The sequence below is a fragment of the Cellulomonas sp. Leaf334 genome, from assembly GCF_001424195.1.
Lineage (GTDB): Bacteria > Actinomycetota > Actinomycetes > Actinomycetales > Cellulomonadaceae > Cellulomonas.
Map to the genome: position 1 here is coordinate 227,105 of NZ_LMOO01000006.1, position 19,279 is coordinate 246,383.

A 19,279-nucleotide genomic window follows, 5' to 3' on the forward strand; every position below is an offset into this window, starting at 1 on the left:
ATCGCGCGCGGGGCACGGACGACGAGGAGCAGGTGTGCAGGTCTGGAGGGAGCTGTCCGACGTGCCCGCGGACTTCGGTCCGTCGGTGGTCACGATCGGCAACTTCGACGGCGTCCACCGCGGTCACGTCGGCGTGCTGCGCCGGATGTGCGCCGATGCCGCGTCCGTGGGAGCGCAGGCGGTCGCGGTGACGTTCAGCCCGCACCCTCAGCAGGTGCACCGGCCGGACACCGCGCCGCCGCTGCTCACCGGTGACGTAGACCGCCTCGAGCTCCTGGAGCAGACGGGTCTCGACGCGGTGCTGCTGCTGGAGTACACCCTGGAGTTCGCCCGGCAGACGCCCGAGGAGTTCGTCCGGCGGTACCTGGTCGACGTCCTGCACGCGTGCACGGTGGTCGTGGGACGGGACGTGCGGTTCGGCTGGAACAACTCCGGCGACCTGTCGACGATGGTCGCGCTCGGCCGTGAGCACGGGTTCGAGGTCGAGGTGATCGACGACGTGACGCCCGCCGCGTCCGCCGACCCGGGCAGCGCCGAGGACCGGGTGGCGGACCCGCTGCGGCGACGCTGGTCCTCGACATGGGTGCGCGAGCTCCTGGAGGCCGGTGACGTCGTCCAGGCTGCCCGGGTGCTGGGCCGGCCGCACCGACTGCGCGGCGTCGTGGTGCACGGGGACGCGCGGGGTCGCGACCTCGGCTTCCCGACGGCCAACCTCGGACCCGACGCGACCGGCATGGTCCCCGCCGACGGCGTGTACGCGGGCTGGCTGCGGCGCACGTCCGTGAGTGCGGGCGACCCCGGCAGTGCTGACGACGTGCTGCCGGCGGCGGTCTCCATCGGCACCAACCCGACCTTCGACGGCGTCGAGCGTCGCGTGGAGGCGTACGTGCTGGACCGCACCGACCTCGACCTGTACGACGAGGTCGTGGTGCTCGAGCTGGTCGAACGGCTGCGGCCGACGCTGCGGTTCGAGTCGATCGACGACCTCGTGGCGCGGATGCACGAGGACGTCGCGCAGGTGCGGGGGATCCTCGGCGCGCAGCCTGGTGCCGGAGGCGTCCCCGCAGCCTGATAGTCTATGGGCGCCGTACGAACGGCCGCGGACAGAGAGAGCCCGGGTGGACATGCCCCGGCGCACCGCGCAACGAGACAACCTGGAGAACCGTGCCGCTCGAAAGTGCCGTCAAGCAGTCCATCATGACCGAGTACGCCACCCACGAGGGTGACACCGGTTCCCCCGAGGTCCAGATCGCGATGCTCACGCAGCGCATCAAGGACCTCACGGAGCACCTCAAGACCCACAAGCACGACCACCACAGCCGCCGCGGTCTGCTGCTGCTCGTCGGTCAGCGTCGCCGCCTTCTCGGTTACCTGCAGAAGGTCGACATCAACCGCTACCGCAGCATCATCGAGCGGCTCGGCCTGCGCCGATAACGCCTCCGACCAGCCCGGACCCGCCCAGGGTCCGGGCTGGTCTGGCGTCACGGCCTTCCAGTACGCACGTCCAGCACCACCGCACCACCACACCGCGTCGGTCCGCTCGGTTCGGTCCTCGGTAGTGGTTTCCGGAAGCTCCGCGAGGGGAGTCCGGTGGCCTCGATCGAAGATCGCTCGCGGACGGCCGGCGCCTTCAAGAAAGAGGAGGGCACCCGTGGAGGGTCCCGAGATCCAGTTCGCCGAGGCAGTGATCGACAACGGTCGCTTCGGCACCCGCACCGTCCGCTTCGAGACCGGCCGCATCGCCAAGCAGGCCGCCGGTGCCGCCGTCGCCTACCTCGACGGCGAGACGACGCTGCTCGCCGCCACGACGGCAGGCAAGCACCCGAAGGAGCAGTTCGACTTCTTCCCGCTGACGATCGACGTCGAGGAGCGGTCGTACGCGGCCGGCAAGATCCCCGGCTCGTTCTTCCGCCGTGAGGGTCGGCCGAGCACCGAGGCCATCCTCGCGTGCCGCCTGATCGACCGCCCGCTGCGTCCCCTGTTCGTCAAGGGCCTGCGCAACGAGGTCCAGGTCGTCATCACCGTCCTGTCGATCCACCCGGACGACTCGTACGACACCCTCGCGATCAACGCGGCGTCGATCTCGACGCAGCTGTCGGGCCTGCCGTTCTCCGGCCCCGTCGCCGGTGTGCGCGTCGCGCTCGTCGAGGGCCAGTGGGTCGCGTTCCCGCGGTACTCCGAGCGCGAGCGCGCCACGTTCGACATGGTCGTCGCCGGCCGCGTCGTCGGTGATGATGTCGCGATCGCGATGATCGAGGCCGAGGCGCCCGAGAAGTCCTGGAACATCATCAAGTTCGAGGGTGGCACCGCCCCCACGGAGGAGATCGTCTCCCAGGGCATCGAGGCGGCCAAGCCGTTCATCAAGGTGCTCGTCCAGGCCCAGCAGGAGCTGGCGTCGAAGGCCGCCAAGGAGACGCAGGCGTTCCCGACGTTCCCCGACTACCAGGACGACACGTACGCCGCGGTCGACGGTGCGTCGAACGCGTCCCTGAACGAGGCGCTGAGCATCGGCGACAAGCAGACCCGCGAGAACCGCCTGGACGAGATCAAGGCCGAGGTCGTCGCGCAGCTCTCCGCGCAGTTCGAGGGTCGTGAGAAGGAGCTGTCGGCCGCTTACCGCGCGGTGCAGAAGAAGCTCATCCGCCAGCGCATCCTCACGGACGGCTTCCGCATCGACGGCCGTGGCCTGCGGGACATCCGCACGCTCTCGGCCGAGGTCGAGGTGCTGCCCCGCGTGCACGGCTCGGCGATCTTCGAGCGCGGCGAGACCCAGATCCTGGGTGTCACCACGCTGAACATGCTCCGCATGGAGCAGCAGCTCGACACGCTCTCCCCGGAGACGCGCAAGCGCTACATGCACAACTACAACTTCCCGCCCTACTCCACGGGTGAGACGGGTCGCGTCGGTTCGCCGAAGCGTCGCGAGATCGGCCACGGGGCGCTCGCCGAGCGCGCGCTCATGCCGGTCCTGCCCAGCCGCGAGGAGTTCCCGTACGCCATCCGCCAGGTCTCCGAGGCGCTGAGCTCCAACGGCTCGACCTCGATGGGCTCGGTCTGCGCGTCCACCCTGTCGCTCCTCAACGCCGGTGTGCCGCTGCGTGCGCCGGTCGCGGGCATCGCGATGGGCCTCGTGTCCGACACGGTGAACGGTGAGACCCGATACGCGGCCCTCACCGACATCCTGGGCGCCGAGGACGCGTTCGGTGACATGGACTTCAAGGTCGCCGGCACCCGCGAGTTCGTCACGGCCATCCAGCTCGACACCAAGCTCGAGGGCATCCCCGCCTCGGTCCTGGCCGGCGCGCTAACGCAGGCCAAGGAGGCTCGCCTGGCGATCCTCGACGTCATCGCCGAGGCGATCGACGTGCCCGACGAGATGAGCCCGTTCGCTCCTCGCGTCATCTCCGTGAAGGTGCCGGTCGACAAGATCGGCGAGGTCATCGGGCCGAAGGGCAAGATGATCAACCAGATCCAGGAGGAGACCGGCGCCGACATCTCCATCGAGGACGACGGCACGGTCTACATCGGCGCCGTCGACGGTCCGTCGGCGGAGGCCGCGCGTGCGGCGATCAACGCGATCGCCAACCCGCACATGCCCGAGATCGGGGAGCGCTTCGTCGGCACGGTCGTCAAGACCACGACGTTCGGTGCGTTCATCTCCCTGTCGCCGGGCAAGGACGGTCTGCTGCACATCTCGCAGATCCGCAAGCTCGTCGGTGGTCGTCGTGTCGAGAACGTCGAGGACGTCCTGGCCGTCGGCCAGAAGGTCCAGGTCGAGATCGGCGAGATCGACCCGCGCGGCAAGCTGTCGCTGCACGCAGTGATCGAGGAGGGAACCGAGGGCGACGCGTCGGCTTCCTCGGTCGAGGGCACGACCGAGCCGGTCGACGCCTGACGATGCCCTTGGACCTCCCGCTCGTCCGCCCGGGTCAGCCCGGGGCCGAGCAGTCCGTCGGGCAGGACGGTGACGCCATCGTGCGTCGTTCCGTCCTGCCCGGCGGGGTCCGGGTGCTCACGGAGCACATGCCGGGCCTGCGTTCGGCGACCGTGGGCGCGTGGGTCGGCGTCGGCTCGCGCGACGAGTCCGACGGCCACCACGGCTCGACGCACTTCCTCGAGCACCTGCTGTTCAAGGGCACCGCGCGCCGCACCGCGATGGACATCGCGGAGGCGTTCGACGCCGTCGGTGGTGAGGCCAACGCCGCCACCGGCAAGGAGCACACCTGCTACTACGCACGGGTGCTCGACTCGGACCTCCCGATGGCGGTCGACGTCATCGCGGACATGGTCACCTCCGCGCGCCTCGACACCGACGAGCTCGAGACCGAGCGCGGTGTGATCCTCGAAGAGCTCGCGATGAACGACGACGACCCCAGCGACGTCGTCCACGAACAGTTCGCCTCCGCCGTCCTGGGCGCTCACGCGCTGGGCCGGCCCATCGGCGGCACCCCCGACACCATCCGCGCGGTCCCGCGCGACGCCGTGTGGGAGCACTACCGCGAGCACTACCGGCCGTCGACGCTCGTCGTCACGGCCGCCGGTGGCGTCGACCACGACGTGCTGTGCGCCCAGGTCAGCGAGGCGCTCACCACGGGCGGCTGGCCGCTGGACGTCGGCGCGGAGCCCCACGGCCGCCGCGTGCCGACCGACGTCGCCGTGCAGGCCGGGCAGGGCGGGATCCCCGCGGCCGGTGTCGAGCTGACCATCCGCCGCCACACCGAGCAGGCGAACGTCATCATCGGTGGCACCTCGCTCACCGCGACGGACCCGAAGCGGTTCACGCTGTCGGTCCTGAACGCGGTGCTCGGCGGGGGCATGTCGTCGCGACTGTTCCAGGAGATCCGCGAGCGCCGCGGTCTGGCGTACTCCACGTACTCGTTCGCCTCCGGGCACGCCGACACCGGCGTCTTCGGCCTCTACGCGGGCTGCACACCGGGCAAGGTCGACGAGGTCGTGGCGCTGATGGTCGCGGAGTGGGAGCGGATGGCCGACGCGCCGATCACGCAGGCCGAGCTCGAGCGGTCGATGGGACAGCTCGCCGGGGGACTGGTGCTCGGCATGGAGGACTCCGGGTCGCGCATGAGCCGGCTCGGCAAGTCCGAGCTGGTGCACGGCTCGCTGCTGAGCATCGACGAGTCGCTCGACCTGATCCGTGCCGTCACCGTGCAGGACGTGCAGGACCTCGCCGGCGAGCTGGCGTCACGCCCGCGCTCGGTCGTCCGCGTCGGCCCGTTCGGGGACTGACCGCCGGCCCGCCGCTGTCCCTCGCGCCCGCGGGTGACGGTGGCCTCGACGCGAGCCTCCGCACGGCTGGCACGCCGTGCGGGCGCACCGGCCGCGGGACGGTCACCCTCGGGGGCTGCCGGACGCGGCGGGGTGCGCATCCGTCACGGGCCGTCGACGTTGGGGCGACACCCTGCAGAATGCGAAGCGTTTCGGTTCGTCCACGCCCGTGTACGCGCGGCGGCAGAGCACCTAGCGTCACTCCGGTACCGAGTTTGTGAGCGCTAACATCACCTCGACGGAGAGGTCAGCATGAACCAGGAGCCTGGACGACCCGAGTCGCCCCGCCCGACCACGTCGCTCTCCCGCCGCCGGCTCCTGCAGCTGGCGGGCGTGGCGGGCCTGGCTGTCGCGGCCGGCCCGCAGCTGGGGCCGACGGTCCGGTCGTACGCCGCCGAGCTGGCCCAGGCCCGTGCCGAGATCGGCACCCGCGCCCGGCCGTTCGAGCTCGGCCAGGTGCGCCTGGCGGCGAGCCGCTGGACGCAGAACCAGGACCGCACGCTCGCGTACCTGCGGAGCGTCGACGTCGACCGCCTGCTGTACACCTTCCGCGCCAACCACCGGCTCTCGACGCAGAACGCCCAGCCGCTCGGCGGCTGGGAGGCCCCGACCTTCCCGTTCCGCAGCCACAGCCAGGGCCACTTCCTCACCGCCTGGGCGCAGGCCTGGGCCGTGCTGGGCGACACGACGTGCCGGGACAAGGCCACGGCGATGGTGGCCGCGCTCGCCACGTGCCAGGCCAACAACGGCGCCGCCGGGTTCGCCACGGGATACCTGGCCGGTTTCCCGGAGTCCGAGTTCTCCGTCGCCGAGACGGGGACGGGCAACGGGAACGTCCCGTACTACGCGATCCACAAGACGCTCGCCGGGCTGCTCGACGTCTGGCGGCTGCTCGGCAGCACGCAGGCACGGGACGTCCTGCTGCGCTTCGCCGGCTGGGTCGACACCCGGACCGCCCGGCTCTCGCAGTCCCAGATGCAGGTCACCCTCCGGGTGGAGTTCGGCGGCATGAACGCCGTCTTCGCCGACCTGTACCTCATGACCGACGACCCGCGCTGGCTCGCCGTGGCGCAGCGCTTCGACCACGCGTCCGTGTTCGACCCGCTCGCGTCCAACCGTGACCAGCTCAACGGGCTGCACGCCAACACGCAGGTACCCAAGTGGGTGGGCGCGGCGCGCGAGTACAAGTCCACCGGCACGACGCGCTACCGGGACATCGCCCGCAACGCGTGGGCGATCACCGTCGGCGCACACACGTACGCGATCGGTGGGAACAGCGAGGCCGAGCACTTCCGTCCGGCGAACGCGATCTCGACCTACCTCGACAACGACACGTGCGAGCAGTGCAACACGTACAACATGCTCAAGCTGACTCGCGAGCTGTGGTCCCTCGAGCCCGACGACACCCGCTACTTCGACTTCTACGAGCGGGCGCTGCTCAACCACCTGCTGGGGGCGCAGAACCCGTCGGACTCCCTCGGTGGGTTCTCCTACTTCACGCCGCTGCGTCCCGGCGGGCGCCGCGGCGTGTCCTCCGGCCCGGCCTGGGGCGGCGGCACCTTCTCCACGCCGTACACGACGTTCTGGTGCTGCCAGGGCACCGGGATCGAGACGAGCACCAAGCTGATGGACTCGATCTACTTCTCCGAGGGCACCACGCTCACGGTCAACCTGTTCATGCCGTCCACCCTCTCGTGGACGGCTCGCGGCATCACGGTCACCCAGACCACGTCGTACCCGGTGGGGGACACGACGACCCTCACGATCGGCGGCAGCCCGTCGGGCTCCTGGACCGTGCGCGTGCGCATCCCGTCGTGGGCGGCCGGCGCCTCGTTGGCCGTGAACGGTTCGCCGCTGGCAGCCCCGGCGGTCGGGACGTACGCGGCCGTGACCCGCACCTGGGCGGCCGGCGACACGCTCGCGGTCCGGCTGCCGATGAGTGTGCGCGTCGAGCCGACGAACGACGACGCCGGCACGGGTGCGGTCTTCTACGGCCCCGTCGTGCTCTCGGGCAACTACGGCGACCGCACGCTGTCCGGGCCGCCGGCGCTCGACGTCGCATCCGTCACCCGCACCGGCACCTCCTCGTTGGCGTTCACCGCGCGGGCCGACGGTCAGGACGTCGGTCTCGGCCCGTTCTACGACGCGCACGGCCACAACTACACCGTCTACTGGCGCACCGGTGGGCAGGGTGGCGGTGCCGCGGGGACGTCGGGACCGTACCGCCTGGTCAACGTCGCCAGCGGCCTGGTGCTCGGCATCTCGAACATGTCCACGGCCGACGGCGGCCTCGCGCTGCAGTGGGCCGACAACGGGACCGCCGACCACGACTGGTCGCTCGTACCCGACGGCACCGCGCTCAAGCTCCGCAACGTGCACAGCGGCAAGGTGCTCGGCGTCGAGAACATGTCGACCGCGGACGGTGCTCGCGTCCTGCAGTGGGGCGACACGGGTACGGCCGACCATCGCTGGGTGCTGGTGGATGCCGGCGACGGGACCCACCGCGTCCGCAACGTGCACACGTCACGGGTCCTGGGCATGCAGGGGAATGCGACCGCGCAGGGGGCGCAGGCCGTCATGACGGGCGACGACGGGAGCACCGACAACCGCTGGCGGGTCGTGCCGACCGGGGCGCGGCGCCTGCAGAACCGCAACAGCGGCCTCGTGCTCGGGGTGTCGGGCATGTCGACGGCCGACGGCGCGCTCGTCGTGCAGTGGGTCGACACCGGCACGGCGGACCACCTGTGGTCGGCGACCCTCGGCAGCGACGGGCTGCTGCGGCTGCGCAACCAGCACACCGGCAAGGTGCTCGCGGTGGACGGCACGGGCAACGGGGGACGGGCTGTCTCGACCACGGACACGGGCGCGGCCACCCAGCGATGGCGGCTGCGGTACGGGTCCGACGGGTACTTCCGCCTCCAGAGCGCGACAGGGCGGGTGCTGGGCGTGGACTCCATGTCCACGACGCAGGGCGCCCAGGCTCTCGTGTGGGACGACAACGGGACGGCCGACCACCTGTGGCGGTTCGTCTGAGGCGCCTGCCGCGGGGGCCTGACGGTGGCGGCGGGCGCTCAGCCGGGCGGCGGAGCCGGTGTCACGCCCGCACCCGGTCGTCGGTGTCGGACCGCCCGCCGACCGACGGTGGTCCCGGCGCCGCGATCGGGCGTCGCGGTGCGGTGAGCCACTCGATCCCGCGAGCCGTGGGCACGAGCACGAGAGCGCAGCCGGCCGCGAAGATCGTCAGGTACGCCGCGGGGCGCCACACCAGTGACAGGTTCACCAGCAGCAGCAGCCCGAGCAGGACCGCGACGGTGCTCGTGCGACCGCCGCCGGACGCTGCCAGCGCCGCCAGCACCACCAGGACGAACGGCACACCCGTCTCGACCAGGGCGAACTCGAGCCCGAGTGCGGACGCCGTCAGCGCGACCGCCCCGAACGCGAGGCTCAGCAGCGGGATGGCGACGAGCGCGCCGGCCTCCAGGAGCGCTCGCAGCGCGGGTGCCGGCGACGGGCGGGCACCGCATCGCGCGAGCCACCAGGCGGCCAGCAGCCCGCCGCCCACGACGAACGGGCCGGCGACGCCCCACCACCACGACGGGGAGAAGGCGGGCACGCCGCCGTCGACGATGCCGACGGGACCGGCCCACCCGAAGCGGGGGCCGTCCAGGAGCGCCGAGGCTGCGGAGACGACGACGAGCACGGCGCCGACGGCGAGCGGCGCGTGCACCAGCCGGGACCCGGCGGCGGCGAGCCGTCGGGTGGCAGCCCACACGAGCACGAGCCACCCGACCATCTCCCAGGGCCAGCGCCACACGTACCACCAGAAGGCACGCGGCATCCCGGGCCGCAGCCCCCATTCGGCGGAGAGCTCGGCCTCCCGGGTGACGATGGCGAGGACGCCGAACGCGACGACGCACCCGACGACGAGAGCTGCGCACCCGGCCTGGGCCACGGGACCGGGACGCGGGGGAGTCACCCCTGGTGCATCGGCTCGCACGGGTGCCGGGATGAGGCCTGCGTGACGGCGCACCCCCGATGCGCTCCCGGCGAGGGCACCCGCGCGCGATGATGGGGCATGGCCCTCGACCAGGTCGTCTACCACCGCTACCCGCCTCCGCCGAGCGCGCACGGGATCGTCGAGCACCTGTGGGTGGTGCGGCTGCCCGCCGGCGCCGTCGAGCGGGAGGTGCTGCTGCCCGACGGGCACGGGCTCGTGACCGTGACCGTCGGTACCGCCGGGGTGCACATCGACCCGCTGAGCCTCGTGCGGACCCCGGACGGCAGCGGGGTCCGCGGTCTCGCCGACCGGGCGTTCGTCCGGGAGCAGCACGGACCGTCGGTCCGCCTCGGCGCCCAGCTCGACCCGGTGGCCCTCGCGCGGACGGGGGTGCACGCGGGCGCCCACGAGCCCGTCGCGGTGTCCGCGGTGCTCGGTGCCGGGGTGGAGGAGGAGTGCGCGACCGCGCTGGAGCAGGGGCGGGACGCGGACGCGGCCGCGACGCTCGGTGCCGCCCTTGCGGCGCACGCCGTGCCCGCGCCCGTCGGGTCGCCGCTGGAGGCGCTCACCCCGGTGCTGCGCAACGTGCTCCAGCAGCGCGGTCTGGTGCGGGCGTCCGACCTGGCTCGGCACGCCGACCTCGCGGTCGGCGTCCTGCACCGGGAGTTCGTCGAGACGCTCGGGATCACCCCGGAGGCGTTCCTGGCAGCCGTCCGGTTCTCGGCCTTCGTCCGGGACGCGGTCGGGCCGGGTCCCGTGCGGCCGCACGACGTGCTCGCGGTCCTGCAGTGGTACCTGCGCGCCGGCTACCCGCCCCGGGAGGTGGAGCGCTTCACCGGGCTCAGCCACGTGGAGCTGCGACGCCTGGCGGCGGGCATCGAGGCGGCGCTCGGGGTCGCCGCCTGACGTTAGGGTTTCTCCTCGTGAGCGAGCGCATCAGGGTGGCCGTGCTGGGTGCGGCGGGACGCATGGGGTCGACGGTCGTCCGCGCCGTGCAGGAGGCGCCTGACCTGGAGCTGGTCGCCGCGGTCGATGCCGACGCGGACCTGTCGGCGGTCGTGGACGCCGGTGCGCAGGTCGCGGTCGACTTCACGGTCCCGTCAGCCACCGAGGGCAACGTGCACGCCCTGGTCGACGCCGGGGTCCACCTGGTCGTCGGCACGACCGGCTGGGACGACGACTCGCTGGCCCGCGTGCGCGACCACCTGGCGGACCGGCCCGGCGTCGGCGTCCTGGTCGCCCCGAACTTCGCGCTCGGCGCCGTGCTGGCCATGGCGTTCGCGGCACGGGCGGCCCGCTGGTTCGAGTCCGTCGAGGTCATCGAGCTGCACCACCCCGACAAGGTCGACGCGCCGTCGGGCACCGCACGGCACACGGCCTCCGCGATCGCAGCGGCACGCGCTGCTGCCGCTCTCGGGCCGCTGCCGGACGCCACGACCCAGTCTCTCGACGGCGCCCGCGGGGCCGACGTCGACGGGGTGCGGGTGCACTCCGTACGGCTGCGCGGTCTCGTCGCGCACGAGGAGATCCTGCTGGGCAACGCCGGTGAGCAGCTGACCATCCGGCACGACTCGTTCGACCGGGTCAGCTTCATGCCCGGCGTCCTGCTCGCGGTGCGGCAGGTGGGCGCGCGGCCGGGGTTGACCGTCGGGCTCGAGCACCTGCTCGACCTGGCGTGACCATGGCCGCCCGCTCGAGCCGCCTGCGCTGGACCTCCGTCGCGGCCGCCGTCGCGCTCACCGGCCTGCTCGGCCTGTACGTGTGGCTCGTCGCCACGCGCGCGACCGCCCTCATCCGAACCGGCGAGCCCGTCGGGATCGGCCTGGGGATCGCGTTCTGGATCCTGCCGCCGCTGGTGATCTGGCTGGTCGCGCGCGAGTGGCGGCTGGCGATCGACGTCCAGCGGATGGCCGACGAGCTGGCGGAGGCCGACGAGCTGCCCGTCGACGACCTGCCCCGGTCACCCGCCGGGCGGATCGACCGTGCCGCTGCGCGGGAGGCCTTCGAGCCGGCGCGCGAGCGGGCCGAGGCGCAGCCCGACGACTGGCGGTCCTGGTACCACCTCGCGTTCGCCTACGACGCGGCGGGGGACCGGCGGCGCGCCCGCGAGTCGCTGCGGACGGCCAGCCGGCTGCACCGCGCCTAGATCGAGGCGGACCAGCGGTGCTCGGTGACGGTCCGCGTGGACCCGTCGGGCATCCGGCCGGAGACCAGCTCGCGGATCACGTCGTCGGGACCGAGACCGGCGGACGACAGGAACTGCGCCCGCGCGTCGTCGCCGTCGAGCACCCAGGTGTGCACCTGGTCGGCGCCGTCCTCGCGCAGCGTGTCGACCGCCGCCGCGAGCAGCCGTGACCCGTGGCCGACGCGCTGGTGCGCGGGCTCGACCTCGAGCGCGAGGATCGCGCCGCCGGGCGCGTCGAACGGCCGGTCCTCCGGCGTCGGGACGGGCGCGACCGAGACCACGCCGACGACCGTGGGCCCGTCGCAGGCGACCAGCACGCGGTAGCCCGCGCCGGGCGGGGAGGAGACCGCCGACGCCCACTGCGCCTCGATCGCCGACGTGTCGAGCATGTCGAGGGCGCCCTGGCCCAGGACCTCGGCGTGCGAGAGGTGCCACGCCTGGACCTGGATGCGGGCGATCGCGTGCTCGTCGCCCCGGATCGCCGGGCGGACCGAGACGTCGGCGTTCTCGCTGAACAGGGGCATCAGAGGACGTTCACCGGGTCGTGGCGGTCGTCCGTGACCCTGGGCGGGTTGGTGACGGGTCCCCACGTCGGGTCGGCCACGGGCACCGCCTTGGGCGGGTGCTTGGCCGAGATCTTGTCGATCCACGCGAGCGCGACGGCGGAGAGGATGAAGGCCAGGTGGATCGCGGTCTGCCACAGGAGCACAGCGTTGCCGTGCGGTTCCTCGAGGATGGACTCGGCACGGATGAAGCTGGCCAGCAGGTGGATCGACGAGATGCCGATGATGGACATGGCCAGCTTGGTCTTCAGCACGTTCGCGTTGACGTGCGACAGCCACTCCGGCTGGTCCGGGTGGTCGTCGAGCTTGATCCGGGACACGAACGTCTCGTAGCCGCCGATGATCACCATGATCAGCAGGTTCGCGATCATCACGACGTCGACGAGGCCGAGGACGGCGAGCATGATGGCGGACTCGCTCATGCCGCCGTGGAAGAACACCTCGGAGAAGATGTGCCCGAGCTCGACCATGAACTGCCAGACGTAGATCGCCTGGGCGACGATCAGGCCGAGGTACAGGGGGACCTGGAGCCAGCGGGAGAAGAAGATCAACGAGCCGAGCGAGTTGCGCTGGGCGGGAGTGGCCACGGGGTCCTCCGGGAAGTGACGGCGCCGGGCGCGCGTCTGCAGCGCCTGGCGGGGGGTGTTCGGACACCCAACGGTCGAGTATCCCCGATCGTGCCCTCGCGCCCTACGGCATGCCCAGTGCTCGGAGCACAGCCGCGGTCACCGCGGCGAGCAGGACGACGACGATGAACGGCGCGCGCAGCGCCAGGGCGATCGCCGCGACGACCAGCGCGGGCAACCGGGCGTCGAGCACGAGCTCGTTCCCGCGGGTGGCGGTCTGCACCGCGACCAGGGCGGACAGCAGGGCGACCGTCACGAGGGCGGCCGTGCGGGCGACCCGGGGCTCGGCGAGCCAGTGCTTGGGCACCAGGTGACCGGCGAGCTTGAGCGTGAAGACGACAGCGCTGGCGACGAGCAGCGCGATCCAGGTGCCGAGCGTGCTCATGCGGCCGGCTCCGGCTCGCGCGCGACCAGTCCCGCGACGATCGCGACCACCGCGGCCAGCAGCACCGGGATCCCGGCGGGCACCAGGGGAGTGAGCGCGAGGGCGACGACGACCGCACCGACCGCCACCGTCTGCGCGAGGCGGGAGCCCGGGCCGGTGATCCGCGGCCACACCAGACCGAGGAACGCGGCGGCCGCGGCGGCGTCGAGCCCGTACTTCGCCGGGTCGCCCATGCGGTCGCCGGCGACGGCGCCGACGAGCGTGAAGAGGTTCCAGAGCACGAACACGCCGACGCCGGTCCACCAGAACCCGAGCTGCGCCGCGTGGGGAGCCTTGTGCGCGGTCGCGACGGCGGTGGACTCGTCGATGGTCAGCTGGGCGGCCAGGGGGCGACGCCAGCCGCGGGAGTCGATGAGTGGTGCGACCTGCGGACCGTAGAGCCCGTTGCGGACACCGAGCAGCCCCGCGGTCGCGATCGCCGCACCGGCGAGCCCGCCCGCCCCGACGACGCCGATGAACGCGAACTGCGAGCCGCCCGAGAACATCAGGAGGCTGAGCGCCATGGCCTGCGGGACGGTCAGCCCAGCGGCGACGGCGAGCGCGCCGAACGAGACGCCGTACAGACCGGTGGCGAGGGCGACGGACACGGCCTGCCGGATGGCGGCCCGTCCCTCGGCGTCCTGCGTCACGCGGGCAACTGTGACACAGCGGCCGCCCGCTAGATCGACACGTACACGCTGTCGAGGTACTCCTCGATGCCGGCCTCGCCGCCCTCGCGGCCCAGCCCCGAGGACTTCACGCCGCCGAACGGGGCGCTCGCGTCCGACACGATGCCGCGGTTCACGCCGAGCATGCCGGTCTCCACCGACTCCGCCAGCCGCATCACGCGTGCGATGTCCCGCGTGTACGCGTAGGCCACCAGCCCGAACGGGGTCGAGTTCGCCAGGGCGACGCCCTCGTCCTCCGAGCCGAACGTCACGACCGGGGCGACGGGGCCGAACGTCTCCTCGGTGATCACCCGCAGGTCCGCCGACACCCGGTCGAGGACCGTCGGTGCGTAGAAGTAGCCGGGTCGGTCGGGCCGGTCGCCGCCGATCCGGACGCGCGCCCCGGCGTCGACGGCCTCCGCGACGACCTCCTCGACGCGGTCGACGGCCGACGACTCGATGAGCGGACCGACCGTCGTGCCCTCGTCGGCCCCGTGCCCCACGACGAGCTTGTCGAACGCCTCCGTGAGGCCCGCGGTGAACTCCTCGGCGACGGACGCGTGCACGAGGAACCGGTTGGCGGCGACGCACGTCTGGCCCGCGTTGCGCATCTTCGCCTGCACGGCGCCCTGCACGGCGGCGGGGATGTCGGCGTCCTCGAACACGAGGAACGGGGCGTTCCCGCCCAGCTCCATGGACGTGCGCAGGATGTTGTCCGCCGACGCCTTGAGCAGCGCGGCACCCACCTCGGTCGAGCCGGTGAACGAGAGCTTGCGCAGCCGGGGGTCCGCGAGCAGCGGACCGGAGACGGTGCGCGCCGACGCCGACGGCACCACGTTGACCACACCCGTCGGCAGCCCGCGGCCCTCGAGCTCCTCCCGGATGATCTCCGCGACGTACGCGGTGGTCAGCGGGGTGAGCTGGGCAGGCTTGATGACGACCGTGCACCCCGCGGCCAGCGCCGGGGCGACCTTGCGGGCGATCATCGCGATCGGGAAGTTCCAGGGCGTGATGAGCAGCGCGGGTCCGACGGGGCGGCGCAGGACGAGCTGGTGGTTGGCGCCCGACGGCGCGCGGCGGGCCAGACCCTCGAAGCGGACGGCCTGCTCGGAGTACCAGCGGACGTAGTCGGCGCCGTACGCGACCTCGGCGCGGGACTCCGCCAGCGGCTTGCCCCCCTCGGCAGTCACCAGCGCGGCGATGTCCTCCGTCCGCGCGGTCAGCGTCTCGAACACCGCCCGCAGCAGCTCGGCGCGCACCCGGGGCGCGGTCGCGCGCCACTCCGGAAACGCCCCGTCGGCCGCGGTCAGGGCGTCGAGCGCGTCCTGCTCGCCGCCGTCGGCCACGTCGAAGAGCACCTCGGTGGTCGCGGGGTCGGCGACCTCGAACGTCCGGCCGGTGCTCGCGGGGCGCCATGCCCCGTCGATCAGGACCCCGGTGGGGACGTGGGCGGCGACGGTGGGGGGCAGGGACGGCGGCGTCATACCCGCCAGTATGTCGTCCGCGGCGCGTCGGCGCGCGGACCCGCCGTCGGCGGCGACCTACGATGGCGCGCATGACCGAGACTGCCTCCCCGTACGAGGACCTCCTGCGTCTCGTGCTCGAGACCGGCACCCCGAAGGCGGACCGCACGGGGACGGGGACGCGCAGCGTGTTCGGCCACCAGATGCGGTTCGACCTGTCCGCGGGGTTCCCGCTGGTCACGACGAAGCGCGTGCACCTGCGCTCGATCGTGCACGAGCTGCTGTGGTTCCTGCGCGGAGAGTCGAACGTCGCCTACCTGCACGAGAACAACGTCACCATCTGGGACGAGTGGGCCGGTCCGGACGGCGAGCTCGGCCCGGTGTACGGCGTGCAGTGGCGCAGCTGGCCGACCCCCGACGGCGGCCACATCGACCAGATCACGGAGCTGCTGGCCAACCTGCGTCGGGACCCCGACTCGCGCCGGCACATCGTCTCGGCGTGGAACGTCGCCGACATCCCCTCGATGGCGCTCGCGCCGTGCCACGCGTTCTTCCAGTTCTACGTCGCCGACGGCCGGCTCTCGTGCCAGCTCTACCAGCGCTCCGCCGACCTCTTCCTCGGCGTGCCGTTCAACATCGCGTCGTACGCGCTGCTCACCCACATGGTCGCCCAGCAGGTGGGCCTCGAGGTCGGCGACTTCGTGTGGACCGGCGGGGACTGCCACATCTACGACAACCACGTCGACCAGGTCCGCGAGCAGCTCAGCCGGACGCCGTACCCGGCGCCGACCCTCGAGCTGCACAAGGCCGACTCGCTGTTCGACTACACGTTCGACGACGTCCAGGTGGTCGACTACCGGTACCACCCCGCCATCAAGGCGCCGGTGGCCGTGTGAGCCTGGCGCTGGTCTGGGGGCAGACCCCCACCGGGATCATCGGGCGCGACGGCACCCTGCCGTGGCACGTCCCCGAGGACATGGCCCACTTCCGGGACCTCACCCGCGGGCACCCCGTGATCATGGGCCGCGCCACGTGGGCGTCGCTGCCCGCGCGGTTCCGTCCCCTGCCCGGCCGCGACAACATCGTGCTCACCCGGACGCCCGGGTTCGAGGCCGCCGGCGCGCTCGTCGTGCACGGGATCGACGAGGCGCTCCGGCTGGTCGGGGACCGCGACGCCTGGGTGATCGGCGGGGGAGAGGTCTACCGGACGTTCCTCCCGCTCGCGCAGCGCGTCGAGCTCACGGTCGTGTCGCTCGACGTCGGCGGCGACACGCGTGCCCCGGCCCTCGACCGCGGCACCTGGAGGCGTGCGAGCGTCGATCCCGACCACGGCTGGCACGTCTCCTCGGCCGGGGGCACGCGGTACCGGTTCGAGTCGTACCTGCGCGCCTGAGGGGCGAAACCACAGGACGTCGCCCCTGCCCGGGGCGGTACCGTGGCCCCATGCCGCGCATCTCCACGCCCACCCGCCCGTTCGGGTCCGTGCTCTCCGCGATGGTCACGCCGATGACGGCGGACGGCGCGGTCGACCTCGCCGGAGCGGTGAACCTGGCGAAGCACCTGGTGGAGCACGGCCACGACGGACTGGTGCTCAGCGGCACCACCGGCGAGGCGTCCACGACGCACGCGCCCGAGAAGGCCGAGCTCGTCCAGGCCGTCGTGGAGGCCGTGGGCGACCGGGCCTCGGTCGTCGCCGGTGCCGGGTCCAACGACACCGCGCACGCCGTGCGCATGGCGGAGCAGGCGGCCGAGGCCGGAGCCCACGGACTGCTCGTCGTCAGCCCGTACTACTCGCGCCCGTCCCAGGACGGCGTCCGCCGGCACGTCGAGGCGGTCGCCGACGCCACCGACCTGCCCGTCATGCTCTACGACGTCCCTGGCCGCACCGGTGTGCGGTTCGCACCCGAGACCATCGCGGCGCTCGCGGGCCACGACCGGGTCGTCGCCATGAAGGACGCCGGCGGCGACGCCTACGCAGCCGCCAAGTCGATCGCGCAGACCGGCCTGGCCTGGTACTGCGGCGACGACAGCGCGCTGCTGACCCTGCTCGCTCACGGTGCCGTGGGCATCGTCAGCGTCTCGGGCCACGTGGCGGGCCGCCAGCTGGCCGAGATCGTCGCCGCGTTCGACGCGGGCGACCACACGACGGCGCTGCAGATCTTCCGATCGATCATCCCCGCGATCGACGCACTCAACGGTGCCGGCTTCCAGGCCGTCGCCGCGAAGGCCGCGCTCCAGGTGCTGGGCATCCTGCCCGAGCGCTCGGTGCGCCTCCCGCTCGTCCCCGCGACCGACGACGAGCTCGCGCTGATCCGTGACGGCCTGCGGGCCGCCGGGCTGCTCGACGTCGTCGTGCGCTGATCCCACCAGGAGCCACATGAGTCACCCGCATCCCGAGCTCACCCTGCCCCCGGCACTCCCCGACGGCGCCCTGCGCGTCGTCGCACTGGGTGGGCTCGGAGAGGTCGGCCGCAACATGGCCGTCCTCGAGCACGCCGGACGCCTGCTCGTCATCGACTGCGGCGTCCTGTTCCCCGAGGACCACCAGCCCGGCGTCGACCTGATCCTCCCGGACTTCGAGTACATCAAGGACCGCCTCGACGACATCGAGGCGATCATCCTCACGCACGGTCACGAGGACCACATCGGTGCCGTCCCGTACCTGCTGCGGCTGCGCAAGAACATCCCGCTGGTCGGCTCCCGGCTGACGCTCGCGTTCATCGAGGCGAAGCTCAAGGAGCACCGCATCCAGCCCGTGACGCGCGAGGTGCGCGAGGGGCAGACCGCGACGTTCGGCGGGTTCGAGTGCGAGTTCGTCGCCGTGAACCACTCCATCCCCGACGCGCTCGCCGTCGCCGTGCACACCGCCGCGGGCACCGTGCTGCACACGGGCGACTTCAAGATGGACCAGCTGCCGCTCGACGGTCGGATCACCGACCTGCGGGCCTTCGCGCGGCTCGGTGAGCGCGGCGTCGACCTGTTCATGGTCGACTCCACCAACGCCGAGGTGCCCGGGTTCGTCGCGCAGGAGCGGGGGATCGGCCCGGTCCTCGACCAGGTGTTCGCGGACTCCACCAAGCGGATCATCGTCGCGTCGTTCGCGTCGCACGTGCACCGCGTCCAGCAGGTGCTGGACGCCGCCTACACGCACCAGCGCCGTGTCGCGCTCGTCGGCCGCTCGATGGTGCGCAACATGGGCATCGCCGCCGACCTCGGCTACCTCAAGGTGCCCGAGGGTGTGCTGATCGACCTCAAGCAGGTCGACACCCTGCGCGACGACGAGATCGTGCTCATGTGCACCGGTTCGCAGGGTGAGCCGATGGCTGCGCTGTCCCGGATCGCCAACAACGACCACAAGGTCTCCGTCGGCCCCGGCGACACCGTGATCATGGCGTCGTCTCTCATCCCCGGGAACGAGAACGCCGTCTTCCGCGTGATCAACGGCCTGACCCGCCTGGGCGCCCGTGTCGTGCACTCCGGCAACGCCAAGGTGCACGTCTCGGGCCACGCCAGCGCCGGCGAGCTCCTCTACTGCTACAACATCCTCAAGCCGCGCAACGTCATGCCCGTGCACGGCGAGATCCGGCACCTCGTGGCCAACGCGGCGCTCGCGGTGCAGACCGGCATCCCGGCCGACCGCGTGGTGCTCGCCGAGGACGGTGTGGTCGTCGACCTGATCGACGGTCGTGCGCGGATCGTCGGCGCCGTGCCCTGCGGGTACGTGTACGTCGACGGCTCCAGCGTCGGGGAGATCACCGAGGTCGAGCTCAAGGACCGCCGCATCCTGGGCGACGAGGGCTTCATCTCGATCTTCGCCGTGGTCAGCTCGGCCGACGGCAAGGTGCTCGCCGGGCCGCAGATCCACGCGCGCGGCTTTGCCGAGCAGGATGCCGTGTTCGACGACATCCTCCCCGAGCTGACCGCTGCTCTCGAGGAGTCGGCACGCAACGGGAACTCCGACGCGCACGTCCTCCAGCAGGTCATGCGCCGGGTCGTGGGGCGCTGGGTGTCCAACCGTCTGCGCCGCCGCCCGATGATCATCCCGGTGGTCGTCGAGGCCTGATCCGCTC

The 19,279-nt window shown here is 72.4% G+C and carries 18 protein-coding genes; 12 read left to right on the forward strand and 6 right to left on the reverse strand.

What is annotated here, in order from left to right; translation table 11 throughout:
• Nucleotides 1–34 precede the first annotated feature (34 nt).
• From ASF78_RS15660 to ASF78_RS15680, 5 genes are all read left to right on the forward strand, one after another.
• Nucleotides 35–1,072, forward strand: a complete 1,038-nt coding sequence (locus ASF78_RS15660; protein WP_056591390.1) for a bifunctional riboflavin kinase/FAD synthetase — start codon at nt 35–37, stop codon at nt 1,070–1,072.
• A 92-nt stretch (nt 1,073–1,164) separates the two neighbouring features.
• Nucleotides 1,165–1,434 (forward strand): 30S ribosomal protein S15, encoded by a 270-nt coding sequence (gene rpsO / locus ASF78_RS15665; RefSeq protein ID WP_028049909.1) that lies wholly within the window; start codon nt 1,165–1,167, stop codon nt 1,432–1,434.
• Between the two features lie 217 nt (nt 1,435–1,651).
• On the forward strand, nt 1,652–3,895 hold the full coding sequence (locus ASF78_RS15670; protein WP_056591394.1) for a polyribonucleotide nucleotidyltransferase: 2,244 nt from the start codon (nt 1,652–1,654) through the stop codon (nt 3,893–3,895).
• A 2-nt stretch (nt 3,896–3,897) separates the two neighbouring features.
• Nucleotides 3,898–5,244, forward strand: a complete 1,347-nt coding sequence (locus ASF78_RS15675; RefSeq protein WP_056591397.1) for a pitrilysin family protein — start codon at nt 3,898–3,900, stop codon at nt 5,242–5,244.
• Between the two features lie 291 nt (nt 5,245–5,535).
• Nucleotides 5,536–8,316, forward strand: coding sequence for a beta-L-arabinofuranosidase domain-containing protein (locus tag ASF78_RS15680; RefSeq protein WP_056591398.1), 2,781 nt, complete (start codon nt 5,536–5,538; stop codon nt 8,314–8,316).
• 61 nt (nt 8,317–8,377) lie between these two features.
• Here ASF78_RS15680 and ASF78_RS15685 read toward each other — a convergent pair whose 3' ends face one another.
• A complete protein-coding gene (locus tag ASF78_RS15685; protein WP_156374194.1) occupies nt 8,378–9,259 on the reverse strand; it encodes a hypothetical protein in 882 nt (293 codons plus the stop codon).
• A gap of 99 nt (nt 9,260–9,358) precedes the next feature.
• Here ASF78_RS15685 and ASF78_RS15690 point away from each other — a divergent pair, with 99 nt between their 5' ends.
• From ASF78_RS15690 to ASF78_RS15700, 3 genes are read left to right on the forward strand one after another with little or no spacing between them, the layout of a single operon-like run.
• Nucleotides 9,359–10,186, forward strand: coding sequence for a hypothetical protein (locus ASF78_RS15690; protein WP_056591406.1), 828 nt, complete (start codon nt 9,359–9,361; stop codon nt 10,184–10,186).
• Nucleotides 10,187–10,203: 17 nt separating this feature from the next.
• Complete coding sequence (gene dapB / locus ASF78_RS15695; RefSeq protein WP_082495119.1) at nt 10,204–10,959, forward strand: 4-hydroxy-tetrahydrodipicolinate reductase; 756 nt, start codon at nt 10,204–10,206, stop codon at nt 10,957–10,959.
• Between the two features lie 2 nt (nt 10,960–10,961).
• The gene (locus ASF78_RS15700; RefSeq protein WP_056591409.1) at nt 10,962–11,426 is read left to right on the forward strand and encodes a hypothetical protein; all 465 of its coding nucleotides are present in this window, start codon (nt 10,962–10,964) and stop codon (nt 11,424–11,426) included.
• Here ASF78_RS15700 and ASF78_RS15705 read toward each other — a convergent pair.
• The 5 genes from ASF78_RS15705 to ASF78_RS15725 form a co-directional block, all read right to left on the reverse strand.
• Entirely contained in the window at nt 11,423–11,989 is a 567-nt protein-coding gene (locus ASF78_RS15705; RefSeq protein WP_056591411.1) for a GNAT family N-acetyltransferase, read from the reverse strand. The genes ASF78_RS15700 and ASF78_RS15705 overlap by 4 nt on opposite strands.
• Nucleotides 11,989–12,615 carry a TIGR00645 family protein gene (locus tag ASF78_RS15710; RefSeq protein ID WP_082495120.1) on the reverse strand — a complete coding sequence of 209 codons (627 nt, stop codon included), beginning with the start codon at nt 12,613–12,615 and terminating at the stop codon, nt 11,989–11,991. Before ASF78_RS15710 ends, ASF78_RS15705 begins: the two co-directional genes overlap by 1 nt.
• A 103-nt stretch (nt 12,616–12,718) precedes the next feature.
• The gene (locus ASF78_RS15715) at nt 12,719–13,039 is read right to left on the reverse strand and encodes an AzlD domain-containing protein (RefSeq protein WP_056591414.1); all 321 of its coding nucleotides are present in this window, start codon (nt 13,037–13,039) and stop codon (nt 12,719–12,721) included.
• Nucleotides 13,036–13,728 carry an AzlC family ABC transporter permease gene (locus ASF78_RS15720; protein WP_056591417.1) on the reverse strand — a complete coding sequence of 231 codons (693 nt, stop codon included), beginning with the start codon at nt 13,726–13,728 and terminating at the stop codon, nt 13,036–13,038. Before ASF78_RS15720 ends, ASF78_RS15715 begins: the two co-directional genes overlap by 4 nt.
• 29 nt (nt 13,729–13,757) lie before the next feature.
• The gene (locus tag ASF78_RS15725; protein ID WP_056591420.1) at nt 13,758–15,230 is read right to left on the reverse strand and encodes an NAD-dependent succinate-semialdehyde dehydrogenase; all 1,473 of its coding nucleotides are present in this window, start codon (nt 15,228–15,230) and stop codon (nt 13,758–13,760) included.
• 71 nt (nt 15,231–15,301) lie between these two features.
• On the opposite strand from ASF78_RS15725, the gene ASF78_RS15730 reads away from it, so the two are divergent.
• From ASF78_RS15730 to ASF78_RS15745, 4 genes are read left to right on the forward strand one after another with little or no spacing between them, the layout of a single operon-like run.
• Nucleotides 15,302–16,105, forward strand: a complete 804-nt coding sequence (locus ASF78_RS15730; RefSeq protein ID WP_056591422.1) for a thymidylate synthase — start codon at nt 15,302–15,304, stop codon at nt 16,103–16,105.
• On the forward strand, nt 16,102–16,602 hold the full coding sequence (locus tag ASF78_RS15735) for a dihydrofolate reductase (protein WP_056591424.1): 501 nt from the start codon (nt 16,102–16,104) through the stop codon (nt 16,600–16,602). The genes ASF78_RS15730 and ASF78_RS15735 overlap by 4 nt, the downstream gene beginning before the upstream one ends.
• Before the next feature lie 50 nt (nt 16,603–16,652).
• Entirely contained in the window at nt 16,653–17,570 is a 918-nt protein-coding gene (gene dapA, locus ASF78_RS15740; RefSeq protein WP_056591426.1) for a 4-hydroxy-tetrahydrodipicolinate synthase, read from the forward strand.
• Nucleotides 17,571–17,586: 16 nt separating this feature from the next.
• Nucleotides 17,587–19,272 carry a ribonuclease J gene (locus ASF78_RS15745; RefSeq protein WP_056591428.1) on the forward strand — a complete coding sequence of 562 codons (1,686 nt, stop codon included), beginning with the start codon at nt 17,587–17,589 and terminating at the stop codon, nt 19,270–19,272.
• Nucleotides 19,273–19,279: the final 7 nt, after the last annotated feature.